Origin of the sequence: Pseudomonas sp. BBP2017, from assembly GCF_003024385.1 — a bacterium.
Taxonomy (GTDB): Bacteria; Pseudomonadota; Gammaproteobacteria; order Pseudomonadales; family Pseudomonadaceae; genus Aquipseudomonas.
Genome location: NZ_PVZN01000002.1, coordinates 195,023 through 207,595, shown reverse-complemented (window position 1 = coordinate 207,595; position 12,573 = coordinate 195,023). Strand labels below are relative to the sequence as shown.

The 12,573-nt window shown below is 55.2% G+C and carries 11 protein-coding genes; 8 read left to right on the top strand and 3 right to left on the bottom strand.

The features are described 5' to 3' along the window. The first annotated feature begins 144 nt into the window (after nucleotides 1–144). From C6382_RS24280 to C6382_RS03775, 8 genes are all read left to right on the top strand, one after another. Nucleotides 145–396: a DUF2933 domain-containing protein gene (locus tag C6382_RS24280; protein ID WP_256588949.1), complete on the top strand. Its 252-nt coding sequence runs from the start codon at nucleotides 145–147 to the stop codon at nucleotides 394–396. A 3-nt stretch (nucleotides 397–399) separates the two neighbouring features. Then, on the top strand, nucleotides 400–2,757 hold the full coding sequence (locus tag C6382_RS03805; RefSeq protein ID WP_256588948.1) for a heavy metal translocating P-type ATPase: 2,358 nt from the start codon (nucleotides 400–402) through the stop codon (nucleotides 2,755–2,757). A gap of 114 nt (nucleotides 2,758–2,871) precedes the next feature. Next, the gene (locus C6382_RS03800; RefSeq protein WP_107023202.1) at nucleotides 2,872–3,144 is read left to right on the top strand and encodes a heavy-metal-associated domain-containing protein; all 273 of its coding nucleotides are present in this window, start codon (nucleotides 2,872–2,874) and stop codon (nucleotides 3,142–3,144) included. A 266-nt stretch (nucleotides 3,145–3,410) separates the two neighbouring features. Further along, nucleotides 3,411–5,195 (top strand): copper resistance system multicopper oxidase, encoded by a 1,785-nt coding sequence (locus C6382_RS03795; protein WP_107023201.1) that lies wholly within the window; start codon nucleotides 3,411–3,413, stop codon nucleotides 5,193–5,195. A gap of 72 nt (nucleotides 5,196–5,267) precedes the next feature. Then, nucleotides 5,268–6,089, top strand: coding sequence for a copper resistance protein B (locus tag C6382_RS03790; RefSeq protein ID WP_256589003.1), 822 nt, complete (start codon nucleotides 5,268–5,270; stop codon nucleotides 6,087–6,089). Between the two features lie 77 nt (nucleotides 6,090–6,166). Beyond that, nucleotides 6,167–6,553: a copper homeostasis periplasmic binding protein CopC gene (copC, locus tag C6382_RS03785; RefSeq protein WP_107023199.1), complete on the top strand. Its 387-nt coding sequence runs from the start codon at nucleotides 6,167–6,169 to the stop codon at nucleotides 6,551–6,553. A gap of 2 nt (nucleotides 6,554–6,555) precedes the next feature. Beyond that, entirely contained in the window at nucleotides 6,556–7,518 is a 963-nt protein-coding gene (copD, locus tag C6382_RS03780) for a copper homeostasis membrane protein CopD (protein ID WP_107023198.1), read from the top strand. Between the two features lie 428 nt (nucleotides 7,519–7,946). After that, nucleotides 7,947–8,237, top strand: coding sequence for a hypothetical protein (locus C6382_RS03775; protein ID WP_107023197.1), 291 nt, complete (start codon nucleotides 7,947–7,949; stop codon nucleotides 8,235–8,237). Nucleotides 8,238–8,252: 15 nt separating this feature from the next. On the opposite strand, the gene C6382_RS03770 is transcribed toward C6382_RS03775, so the two are convergent. From C6382_RS03770 to C6382_RS03760, 3 genes are all read right to left on the bottom strand, one after another. Beyond that, a complete protein-coding gene (locus C6382_RS03770; protein ID WP_107023196.1) occupies nucleotides 8,253–9,578 on the bottom strand; it encodes a tetratricopeptide repeat protein in 1,326 nt (441 codons plus the stop codon). Between the two features lie 110 nt (nucleotides 9,579–9,688). After that, entirely contained in the window at nucleotides 9,689–11,116 is a 1,428-nt protein-coding gene (locus tag C6382_RS03765) for an ATP-binding protein (protein WP_256588944.1), read from the bottom strand. A 431-nt stretch (nucleotides 11,117–11,547) separates the two neighbouring features. Beyond that, nucleotides 11,548–12,555: an acyltransferase gene (locus tag C6382_RS03760; protein ID WP_107023194.1), complete on the bottom strand. Its 1,008-nt coding sequence runs from the start codon at nucleotides 12,553–12,555 to the stop codon at nucleotides 11,548–11,550. Between the last annotated feature and the right edge of the window lie 18 nt (nucleotides 12,556–12,573).

The window sequence follows — 12,573 nt, the reverse complement described above, 5'->3', positions numbered from 1 at the left end:
ACTGGTGATGAGCAAGTGATTCAGGCAATAGCGTTGCAAATGCAACGGCGGTTTCATCTTAGCCAGCATTTCCAGGATGACACCGCCGAACATTGAACCTGGATGACGTATTACTAGACAGCACTCCCAAAGGAGTACAGAGCCATGGTGAATTCATCACATCCAGCTAACACCTCTCCCCCAGTGTGGTGGAGCAAAACCGGCATAGTGCTGGGCATGTTACTGGTGATTGCGCTGTTCTATCTGGCCAGAGAACATTACGGCCATATGTTGGGCCTACTGCCGTATTTGATTTTGCTGTTATGCCCGCTGATGCATATTTTCGGGCACCACCACGGTGGTCACAGTCATCACGCAAAGACCTCAGACTCCGTAAAGGATGCGGACAGGAGGTAGCGCATGCACAGCCCTGACATTCACCAGGAGCACAACCCAATACGGCGACTTGAGCCCCAGGCTGTCGGCACCCATGACCCGGTCTGTGGCATGGCCGTCAGCAACGATAGCCCGTTCAGCACGCAGTTTGAGGGGCGAACCTACCGGTTCTGCAGCCAGAAATGCCAAACGGCCTTCCGTGCAGAGCCCGAGCACTATCAAATATCTCCGACTGAAATTGAACAAGTCCATCAGGCACCAACAGAACCGTTAACGACTGCCACTGAATACACCTGCCCCATGCATCCGGAAATCCGCCAGATCGGCCCCGGTACCTGCCCCAAGTGCGGTATGACCCTGGAGCAGGTGTATCCCGAGCTAGAGGAAGAAGAGAACCCCGAACTCAAGGACTTCACCCGGCGCTTCTGGTGGACATTACCACTGACCGTGATCGTCACCTTGCTGGCCATGGGCGGCCATGCCCTGATGCTGTTCCACGGTACTACGCAAAACTGGGTTGAGCTAGGACTGGCAACACCCGTGGTGCTTTGGGCTGGCTGGCCGTTTTATGTACGTGGCGTGCGTTCGGTGATTCAGCGCAGCCCGAACATGTGGACATTGATCGGCCTCGGTACAGCGGCGGCTTTTTTTTACAGCGTTGTGGCCACCCTGGCCCCCAGCGCATTCCCCAGCAATTTCATGATGGACGGCCGCATCGGCGTGTACTTTGAGGCTGCGGCGGTGATCATCTCACTGACCCTGCTCGGCCAAATGCTCGAACTCAAGGCTCGCTCGCAAACCTCTGCGGCAATCAAGTCGCTACTCGGCCTGGCACCCAAAACTGCCCGACGAATCAATGCCGACGGCACGGAAGAAGACATCCCACTGACACACGTACACAGCGGCGACACGTTACGTGTGCGACCCGGTGAAAAAGTGCCTGTCGATGGCCAGGTACTCCAAGGCGAAAGTGCAGTGGACGAGTCGATGCTCACCGGTGAGCCCATACCGATAATGAAGAGGCCTGGTGATGCATTGATCGGCGCGACCCTCAACACCCATGGCAGCCTGGTGATGCAGGCGCAGAAGATAGGCTCAGCCACCTTGCTCGCGCAAATTGTACAGATGGTTGTACAGGCACAACGCTCAAAAGCGCCGATGCAACGCCTGGCAGATGTGATTGCCGGTTACTTCGTGATTGTGGTGATTACCATCGCCGTGCTGACGCTACTCGGCTGGGGGTTGTGGGGACCCGAGCCAAGCTGGGTGTTCGGACTGATCAACGCTGTCGCGGTAATGATCATCGCCTGCCCTTGCGCCCTTGGCCTGGCAACACCGATGTCGGTGATGGTCGCCACCGGCAAGGCTGCTGGCAGCGGCATCTTGTTTCGCGATGCCGCCGCCATCGAAAACCTGTGCAAGATAGACACCTTGATCGTCGACAAGACCGGCACCCTCACTGAAGGGCGGCCAGCGTTCCATAGCGTCGAGGCTGTCCCCGGATTTACTCAGGATGAAGTGCTGCGCCTGGCCGCGAGCCTCGATCAGGGCAGCGAGCACCCGTTGGCCCGCGCTATTACCGAACAGGCTCGCGCCGCCGGCCTGACACTAAGCCCACCTGAAACCTTCGAATCGGCCTCCGGCATTGGTGTAAGCGGTCAGGTTGAGGGGCGCCACCTGAAATTGGGCAATACCGCGCTGATGCAGGAGGCCGGCGTCGTCACCGAGCGCTTGCAAGCGCAAGCCGAGACGTTACGCAGTGACGGTACGAGCATCATGTACTTGGCCGTCAATGGCGCTCTGGCGGGTTTGCTGGCTGTTGCCGACCCCATCAAGCCCACCTCGAAGCTGGCAGTCGAGCGTCTGCAGGCGGATGGCGTCAAGGTCATCATGGCTACGGGTGATGGTCTTACCACTGCGCGCTCGGTCGCTCTGCGGCTGGGTATCGAGGAGGTACATGGAGAGGTCAAACCGCAAGACAAAGAACGTCTGGTCGCGTCTGTTCAACAAGCCGGACACCGCGTGGCGATGGCCGGCGACGGCATTAACGATGCCCCCGCGCTGGCTCGCGCTGATGTCGGTATCGCCATGGGCACTGGCACTGACGTAGCGATGAACAGCGCTCAGGTCACTCTGGTCAAAGGCGATCTGCTCGGCATCCTGCGTGCACGCAGCCTGTCAGTAACAACGGTGAGAAATATGCACCAGAACCTGACCTTCGCCTTCCTTTACAACGTCATGGGCATCCCGCTGGCCGCCGGCTTGCTCTACCCGCTTACCGGTCACCTTCTGTCACCGCTAATTGCCGCACTGGCCATGAGCGTGAGCTCGGCGTCGGTGGTATTCAACGCGTTACGCCTGCGCCAGGCTTCCATTGATTGAGTGAAAACGACCGCTTGACCTTGCCATGACAGCAAGGTTGAAGATAAGACAACGTCGCAGAAAAGCCGAATGCCCCAGTCTTTGCATGATGCATTTTGTTATGAGGAGTCACCGATGAAAACCGTTGAACTGCAAGTCCAAGGCATGAGCTGTGGCTCATGTGTCAAACATGTCACCGAAGCGCTGCGCCCACTTGAAGGCGTCAGTGACATAGCCGTGGATTTACAAGCCGGACGGGTGAAGGTCAGCGGCGATTCGCACAGCGATGCACTGCTTGCAGCCCTGCAGGACGCTGGCTATCCAGCACAGCTGGCGACAATCGAAAACGTAACGAGTAAGAAACCCTCAGGTTGTGGCGAGAGCGGCGGCGGTTGCTGCTGTCGGTAAGCGCTATTTTTAAACGGAGATTGACGATTACGTCAGGGCTAACCGGACACGGCCTATCACAACAAGACAACTCTATCGGTGCTGCTCAATCGCAGCGCAACCAAATTGCCGTTGCCAACCTGACGGAAATGTAATCACGCGCCGCCTGATGATGTGACATCTTGCTTGGAAAATGGCGCGGGCACTGAATTTCTGAAACGAGCCCTAGCCTCACTGTGGCAGCGGATCCGTATCTGCCTGGATTCTGACTTATTGGATACCCCTCCATGCATTCCAGAACATCAAGACGCACTTTCGTGAAAGCCCTGGCGGCAGGCGGAGTGCTTGCGGGCTTTGGACTGTGGCGCAGCCCGGTGTGGGCAATCACCAGCCAAGGCCAGCCGAATGTGCTCGCTGGCACCGACTTCGATCTTTCCATCGGTGAGATGGGGGTGAACTTCACGGGCACACCGCGTACCGCCATGACCATCAACGGCAGCCTTCCTGGCCCGATATTGCGCTGGCGCGAAGGTGATACGGTGACGTTGCGTGTCAGGAACCGGCTCAAGGAAGACACGTCGATCCATTGGCATGGAATCATTCTGCCAGTGAATATGGACGGTGTACCGGGTCTGAGTTTTCACGGCATCGAACCGGGCGGCCTGTACGTTTACTCGTTCAAGGTCAAACAGAACGGTACCTACTGGTATCACAGTCACTCCGGGTTCCAGGAGCAGCTCGGGGTCTACGGCCCCCTGGTCATCGATGCAAAAGATCCCGAACCCTTCCGCTATGACCGCGACTATGTGGTGATGTTGTCCGACTGGACGGATGAAGACCCTGAGCGAGTCATGAAAAAGCTCAAGAAACAATCCAGTTACTACAACCAGCACAAACGCACCGTCGGCGACTTCATCGATGACGTCAGCAAGAACGGTTGGTCTGCCACCATCGCGGATCGGAAAATGTGGGCTGAAATGAAGATGAACCCCACGGATCTTGCCGATGTCAGCGGCGCCACCTACACCTACTTGCTCAACGGGCAGGCTCCCGACAGTAACTGGACAGGTATTTTCAGACCCGGAGAACGGCTGCGTCTGAGGTTCATCAATGGTTCGGCGATGAGCTACTTCGACGTGCGCATTCCTGGCCTGAAGATGACTGTCGTCGCAGCAGACGGACAGTACGTCAAGCCGGTGAGCGTCGAAGAGTTCCGCATTGCCGTGGCCGAAACCTTCGATGTCATCGTCGAACCCACCGAAAATGCCTACACCTTGTTCGCCCAGTCGGTGGACCGCACAGGATTCGCGAGAGGCACGCTGGCTGTACATGAGGGGCTCTCGGCCCCTGTTCCCCCCCTGGATCCACGTCCGTTGATCACAATGAGCGACATGGGCATGGGTGATATGGCCGGCATGGATCACAGCGATATGACCGGCATGACCCAGGACTCGATGCAAGGTATGCAGGGTATGGATCACAGCCAGATGCCAGACTCGGCAAGCATGTCTGGCCACTCGATGCACGGCATGAGCGGCATGGGCTCGATGGAGCCGCACCCGGCCTCGGAAGCGAATAACCCACTGATCGACATGCAGGCGATGAGCCCCACGCCGAAACTCAATGATCCTGGCATGGGACTGAGAAACAACGGTCGCCGGGTACTGACCTATGCAGACCTCAAGAGCACCTTCCAGGATCCCGATGGCCGGGAGCCTAGCCGCACCATCACCCTGCACCTGACCGGGCACATGGAAAAATTCTCGTGGTCTTTTGACGGCGTCAAATTCGCGGATGCCGAGCCTCTTCATCTCAAATATGGAGAACGCATCCGAGTGGTTCTAGTGAACGACACCATGATGATGCACCCCATTCATCTGCATGGCATGTGGAGTGATCTGGAGGATGAAAACGGTGACTTCATGGTCCGCAAGCACACCATCGACATGCCTCCAGGCAGCAAACGCAGCTACCGCGTGACCGCCGATGCCCTGGGGCGATGGGCGTATCACTGCCACCTGATGTACCACATGGAAATGGGCATGTTCCGCGAAGTCCGTGTGCAAGAGTAGGAGCCAGACATGAACTTCGAACGAACCGCTAAACCGATACTCACCGGTCTGGCCATCCTTGGAGTGGCTGTCATGCCGCTTGCGTATGGGCAAACCGAGCCGATGCAAGGTATGGACGGCAAACAGATGCAGGGTATGGATCACTCCCAGATGCAGGGTATGAAACCCGCGGGGCCCCAGCAAAGCCGTACGCCGATCCCAGCGCTCACCGATGCCGATCGCGCAGCGGTGTTTGAAAGTCATGCCGGCCATCAGATGCACGACCGCTCGATCAACTCGTTTTTTCTGATCGATCAACTCGAATGGCAAGACGCCAATGAAGGCAGTGCACTGCGTTGGGAAGCCAACGGCTGGATCGGCGGCGACACCGATCGTCTCTGGCTACGCAGCGAAGGCGAACGAACCAACGGTGTGACCGAAAGCGCCGAGCTTCAGGCACTCTGGGGACACGCCATCAGCCCTTGGTGGGATGTGGTCAGTGGTGTGCGACAAGACTTCAAACCTGGCTCACCCCAGACCTGGGCCGCACTTGGGTTGCAAGGCATGGCCCTCTACGACTTCGAAACGCAAGCCACCGCCTATTTGGGCGAGGCTGGCCAGACCGCGCTGCGGCTCAAGGGCGAATATGACATTTTGCTGACCAACCGTTTGATTCTGCAGCCTACAGCTGAAATGAATGTCTATGGCAAAAACGACCCACAACGTGCCACAGGCTCCGGACTGTCAGACACCGAGGTTGGCCTAAGACTGCGTTATGAAATACGCCCCGAGTTCGCCCCTTATATCGGCGTAACCTGGAACCGTTCATACGGCAAGACAGCAGATTACATCCTTGAAGAAGGTGAAGACCGCAGCGATACGCGGTTTGTCGTCGGTGTGCGGATGTGGTTCTAAACCTGAGGGATACGTGTATCTCAACGCAATTAAAACAATAAACCCCCATCCACGGCTCAGGCCGTCAGGAGCTTTGCATGTCACCTCTGAAAACCTTCATCACTGTTGCAGCTCTCAGCACCAGTCTGTTGTTGAGTGCTGGCGCCCAAGCACATCCAAAACTGCTGTCCTCTACCCCGGCCGAAGGCGCTACGGTGACCGCACCGGCAAAAATCGAACTTAACTTCTCGGAAAAGCTCACCACCCAGTTTTCCGGCGCGAAACTGATCATGACAGAGATGCCGGGGATGTCTGCGCACTCCCCCATGGGTGTCAAAGCGAGTGTCACGGGCGCTGCCGATCCAAAAATGATGGTTATCACCCCGACAGCACCGCTGACACCGGGTACCTACAAGGTTGAGTGGAGGGCCGTTTCTTCCGACACCCACCCAATCACAGGTACCGTGACTTTTAAAGTCAACTGATCATGGGTGACACAATCAACATAACCCTTCGCTTCGCGCTATACATCGACCTGATGCTGCTCTTTGGCTTGGCCCTTTTTGGTATCTATAGCCTCAAAGGAAAAGAACGGATTGGCGGGGCCGTTTTAAATTTTGAGTCGCTTCTGGTCGGCACTGCAATCACTGGTGTTCTGTTGTCGATGGCAGCGATGCTGAATATGGCCAAGACGATGAGCGGTGTGTCCAGCGTCATGGAGCTGCATCACCACATCCTGCAAATGCTGCTGATGGACACGGACGTCGGGTTGACCTGGATGGTTCGAATAGCCTCATTGACGGTGGCGGTCATCGCCGCGCTCCTCAATCGGCAGGCCCCCTCAATGAGCCTCTGGCTGGTCACACTGTGCGGGGCTATCGCCCTGGCGACGCTGGCCTGGACGGGACATGGAGCCATGAGTGAAGGCAGTCGGCGGTACCTGCACTTCACCAGCGATATCGTTCATCTTCTGGGTGCCGGCAGCTGGCTGGGCGCTATCGCCGCGTTCGCGCTTTTATTGCGTACAAACAACCTCACAGGTGATCTGCAGATTAATTTGCTGGCTCGAACGTTGACGGGTTTCGAATCAGCGGGGATGCTCATTGTTGCCACCCTGACCATCACCGGAGTCGCCAACTATTTACTGGTCGTTGGGCCAGCATTCGAGACATTGACAACCAACACTTACGGGGCCTTGCTGTCTTTGAAAGTCTTCTTGTTTGTGGTGATGCTGGTGTTCGCAGCATTGAACCGCTTTCATCTGAGCCCGCTACTCGAACGATCCATCAAGACAGGCACACACAAAATCGCTATCAACGCCTTACGACGCAGCATGACTCTAGAGCTCTCGGTCGCGGTGATCATTATGGCCTTGGTTGCCTGGCTCGGCACCCTCAGCCCAGAGATGGAGATGGAGATGGAGATGGAGATGGAGATGTCAGTGCAGTAGACCGTGAAGTGAATGCAAGCAGTGCTTTCCAATTTTATATGCTGAACACAACCAAACCCGTTCCCGACCCACCCCTCACCACCCAAACCAGCACCACCTTCGGCTCTTGCAATGGCAGCCACGATCCACTGTTCGCCGTCCGTGCCAGTGTCTCATCCGAAGCGCCCTGATCCACACTTCCATCCTGCTCAAAAGCGCCTACCAGACCAACGCCCCGCCTGTGACATGGTCAATGCCGAGGTGCGCGGTTTGCTCTGGGCTACGGAGCAGTCGCTGAAGTGATCGCCAGCAATTGTCCTGGGCCGCCGATGGTCGTTGCATTTCGCTTGTCGTCGATTAATAAATCGAGAGGAATTGAAACTTGGCTGATAGCGGCTATCCGTGGACCTGGATTGGCATCAAGACACTGCTCCCAAAGGAAGGCGAAAATGTACGCGGTTATAAGAACCTACCTGGGTGCTGGAGCAAATCAGCTTTTCGAGCTTTTAGAAGAGCGCAAAACCGACGTCGAAGCTACCTTGCAGACAGTGCCTGGGCTCGTAAGCTACACACTGCTAAATACCGGTGATGGTGGTACGTCGGTGACTGTTTGCACGGACAAGGCCGGCAGCGATGCGAGCTTGAAAGTCGCACGTGACTGGGTTCAGAAAAATGCCTCGCATATCCACGCGCAACCGCCGATCGTGACGGAAGGCCCGGTCATTGTGCAGATCAAATAATCACGCTGGTGCGGGCTACTGTAATTGACCTGTGCGCATTTTCCAGGCACGGTTGATCGGACTCTCAGGCTTCAAGGCAAGGCGCTCGGCAACCAGAGCCTCGGCAAGTGCGCGGTTGCCAAGGCGAATAGCGGCTTCGGTCAGCGTCCATGAGAAGACATCCCGCTGCGCGTGACTACCGCCGAAGCGGTTAGCTTTGGCGCGGAGCGGCATCAATGACGCTATTGCTTGGGCGTAATCCCCACGACCAAACGCCATCAACCCTTCGCACGCTGGTACACCAACCTCTCTACTCATCATGGCGTTGGTACCACTGCCAGCAGCGGCCCGTTTCAGGGCATCCAACTGCTTAGCTTGTGCGCGACTGTTTCCAGAACCCACGAATGACATCATCGCGTTCACGTCGTTAAAGGCGTAGAAGCCGTCTTCACAACGGGACAGCCATTTTTTGTCCAGCGCTTTCCACCGATCTCCGACGTCATGACCAAGCAGAGAGAGTCTCCAGAGCAGCGCGGACCCATCAAGCAGTTCAAGCGCTTGAGCAAATCCACCCGCTGAAATGTCCTCATCAAAACGACGAAGCGCGCCAGCCACGTCATTGGCCTCAACTAGGAATAGTGCGTTGTGCCACCACAAATGGAAGGCAAACATACTATTGGGTGCCCAGGCATCGGCGCTGGATGTAAGGTACTTCACCCCCTCCTCGCTACGACCCTGCATTTCCATGACATGAGTGACGGCATGCACTGCCCAGCCATCCTGCGCGTTCAAGGCAACCGCCTCGCGCCCCTGCTCTTCGGCCTGCCGGTAATCCCCTGACTCTTCCAGGCCAAAGGCATACATCCCTTTCACAAAGCCAACGCCAGGAACGTCCTTATCCCAGCGCGGCATCACCCGCGCTATGCGGTCACGGAGCATGTGCGAGTAACCCAGATAGAAGTCTCCCAGATGGGCGAACTGCAGTGCCAGCAGATCGCGGGGGTACTCGATCGAAACACCCCCCCAGATGTCGATTGCCCGCTCCCAGTCACCGTCGAACCAGGCACGTACTGCATGGATATGCTGGCGCTCACGATCGTTCGCTTTCGCTGCCAATCGCTCAGCTGCGTCCAGGCTCTTGAACAGCTCCGGGTCAAACGCTTTGTCGGTCGCAGTCGCTATTGCGCCAGCGCGGAAGGCGTAGGCAAGCGCAAAATCCGGGTGCTCCACGATAATTTTGTCAGCTGCAGCCAGGGGATCGGCCTGGTAGGCATGCAGCAAGTCGCAAGCGCAATCCAGCGCATCGATTGCCTCCTGCGAGCCATAGGAAACAGGATTGCCACGCTTGTCGCGTTTGCTCATGGCCTCCTCCTGACCACGCCCTGAGGGCATACATGATCGAGATGTGAAGATCGCTCTCGATTGTCCCTCCGAATTTGGCTCAGAGACACTTTTCCGACGAAACGTGAACACTAGCCACTGCTTGCCATCCGAAAGCACAAGTTGACGGTTGTCCCTTTATTTTTGCTACTGGTCAGGCTAGCGTGACCGCCAAAGCGTTTCATTATCAATTTCACCAACATTAACCCGACTCCAAGCCCTCCATGCTTGATGGAACAACGAGGCCGAAACAACGCTTTCTGTTGGGCTGTGGTCATGCCTGTGCCGGTGTCACGAAGTATTATGCTCAAGCGCCTGAATGAGCTCTGATTTATTGCTATGTACAGACTCCCCCCGTCTGGCATCGCATCAATAGCATTGGATACCAGACTGTCTAACATTTGAACAAGCAGCTGGTGATGACCTGTTACTGGCGGAGTGCAGGTTGCTGAAAACTCCACATGCACATTGGCATTGCATAATGGCAGTTCAAAATTCCGCAAGGTCTCAAGTACGGCCTCTACCGGATCGACCTTTCCGATTTCACCCTTGAGCGATGTGGATGCAATATGCAACTCTTTGATCCATTTTGACATGCGATCGACTTGACTGATGATATCCCCGATGTTTTTACAGGCGGCTTGGCTCCCGACCTCCAAGGCCAGTTCGGCACTAGAACGAACAACGGCGAGGGGATTGCGTAAGTTATGAGCCACTACTGTAGACACTTCGTTAAGCAGGGCCGCCATTTCGATGTCAATGTTTTGTTGGATCCTTGAAGGGAATACGCCGCCACGTTTGTCAACAAAGGAGAGAAGGCCTAGATAAATCAAAGCTCCGCCAATGGAGCAGGCTAGCCATACCACCAGATAACCCGATCGAGTCTTGATGAGCCAGCTGGTTGGTTCTGTATAGAACTCAACGACTGAAGGTACCTTCCCCGCTGAATTTACCAGCGGAATGTAATGCTCAACAAAAATATTGCTTGGCTTTCGAGCGAACTGCTGCTCCTCACGGCTTTCCTTTACTTCGTGGTAGCTGGTAACGACTCCATCCTTAGTAGATTCAGCCCCATCAAGTTCCTCGTCGCCAGGGAAGCTCTGACCGATTAATTTCGGATTGCTCGACCAAATAATGACATTGTCAGGTGCATAAACATTAATCAATAACGTCTCTGGCTGACTAGCAATACTATTCAGGCTCTCAAAAAATATGTGCCGTGACTTCTGGCGATTAACCTGGATTTCTGCAGGCAAACCACTATCCTCGCGCGCGTCAAGTACGTCGCTTGTTTGATACCCAGCCAACCCCATGCTGCTCGCACCCACGGATCCCAAGGCCTGGATAAATCTGGCGGTGAGTGCTGTATTTCGCTGGGCACTTCCACTAACAATAAAGATGGTAGCAACAAGCCCTAGGAAACTCGCGACCAAAACAATACTTAGCCCGGTTAGCAACGAGTATCTTCGGGCTGCTTTGAGTTCCGCCAAACGCAAGGCAATACTTTTGATAGGCCGCAAGTTGAGAGTCCATGGCACACAGCTTTTAAAGGAAGCTATTATTATTTGCATTTGATAGTCCAATCCGTCTTTTGAGAGAGGAATTGCTATTTACCTTATGGAATAAGCACGCTTCATGCCAAGCCTGATAGCCCCACGATTCCTGAGCGCAGACCCAGTCGCGCTCAATTCGTGCCCCAGCCCCCCCTCATTTGGGTGTGTTTGGGTTTATTCACCACCCGCTCGGAGTGACCATTTCGGTGTACACGCAAGACCACTCGATAAAGTGACGAGAACGTCGAAAGCTGCCGGGCAGAAGCAGTCTTCAACCGGTGGGGCGGGCTTGCCCCGCGATGGGGTCATGGCAGTATGACAGACAATCTCCATAGCCAGAATCGCGGGGCTAGCCCGCTCCCACCGAGCCTCTAAGCACCGGCGGTCTGTGTACCGATTTAGCTGGTAACAGACTGGCTAACCACTTTCCTGGAAAATGTCTTGCCAAAAGCAATCCACCATTTTTCATAGTAGAAAGTCGAGATATGCGCAGTGATGAGAACTGCAGCAAACAACAGAGGCCGCTTCAAATATTTGATGATGGTATCTCCGCTACCCAGCCAGGTCTGCTCCAGCAGCGGGTGAACAACGTAGAGCGCATACGAGATAGTGGCGATATAAAACAGAATGCGAGTATTCAGAAGCTGGGCAACCAGCGTCCGCCCATTGAATAACGTGCTCCCCACCATTGCAGCGGCAAAATACGGGCGCAAGTAGTTCATGAAGCCCGAATCGGGATGACTGGACACGACAAACAGGATAAATAGAATTATTTGCGCGACCCACATCTGTTTCGAATATTGCGCAAGGGTGTCGCCCAGCCTACCGTTGTATATCAGTGCAAGTATGCACCCAGCCAATATCTCATCAATGCGGTAATATGTATTGATTGCGACATGGACTTCATTCATGACTCGGTACATCGTCACGGCGATGCAGAAAAAAGGGACCAGCAACATCCACTTGTTTCTCATCAGCACGACCAACAACGCGATGGCCAGATAAAACTGGACCTCCATGCACAAACTCCACAGGTGCCCGTTTGCACTGCCAAGCCACATAGGCGGCCAGTTGGCAACGAACAGAAAGTTCGTGATGTAGAATTCCGAAGGACTGTTCATGACAAACAAAGCAATCGCCATATACAACCAGGCGAGCGGCACAATCCTAAAAATTCTGCGGATTAAAAAATCAACGACGCTGCTGTTACTGAGCAGAAAACTTGTTATCAGGAAACCCGACAGGGTAAAGAATATCGCCATCCCCATAACGCCTGCGGCGGAATTCAATTGCCAGAGCTTTGGGCCAAGTGGCAGCAGGTGGCATGCCAAGACCAGCAAGATGCTGATGCCACGCCATCCATCAAGTACGCTTAATCGAGAGCCCGCTGCGGAACTATCATTCATATTCGCACTCACTCTTTG

Excerpts from the sequence above, each read along its gene's own strand:
- C6382_RS24280 (WP_256588949.1), top strand. The coding sequence starts at position 145 with ATGGTGAATTCATCACATCCAGCTAACACCTCTCCCCCAGTGTGGTGG.
- C6382_RS03805 (WP_256588948.1), top strand. The coding sequence starts at position 400 with ATGCACAGCCCTGACATTCACCAGGAGCACAACCCAATACGGCGACTT.
- C6382_RS03800 (WP_107023202.1), top strand. The coding sequence starts at position 2,872 with ATGAAAACCGTTGAACTGCAAGTCCAAGGCATGAGCTGTGGCTCATGT.
- C6382_RS03795 (WP_107023201.1), top strand. The coding sequence starts at position 3,411 with ATGCATTCCAGAACATCAAGACGCACTTTCGTGAAAGCCCTGGCGGCA.
- C6382_RS03790 (WP_256589003.1), top strand. The coding sequence starts at position 5,268 with ATGCCGCTTGCGTATGGGCAAACCGAGCCGATGCAAGGTATGGACGGC.
- copC (WP_107023199.1), top strand. The coding sequence starts at position 6,167 with ATGTCACCTCTGAAAACCTTCATCACTGTTGCAGCTCTCAGCACCAGT.
- copD (WP_107023198.1), top strand. The coding sequence starts at position 6,556 with ATGGGTGACACAATCAACATAACCCTTCGCTTCGCGCTATACATCGAC.
- C6382_RS03775 (WP_107023197.1), top strand. The coding sequence starts at position 7,947 with ATGTACGCGGTTATAAGAACCTACCTGGGTGCTGGAGCAAATCAGCTT.
- C6382_RS03770 (WP_107023196.1), bottom strand. The coding sequence starts at position 9,578 with ATGAGCAAACGCGACAAGCGTGGCAATCCTGTTTCCTATGGCTCGCAG.
- C6382_RS03760 (WP_107023194.1), bottom strand. The coding sequence starts at position 12,555 with ATGAATGATAGTTCCGCAGCGGGCTCTCGATTAAGCGTACTTGATGGA.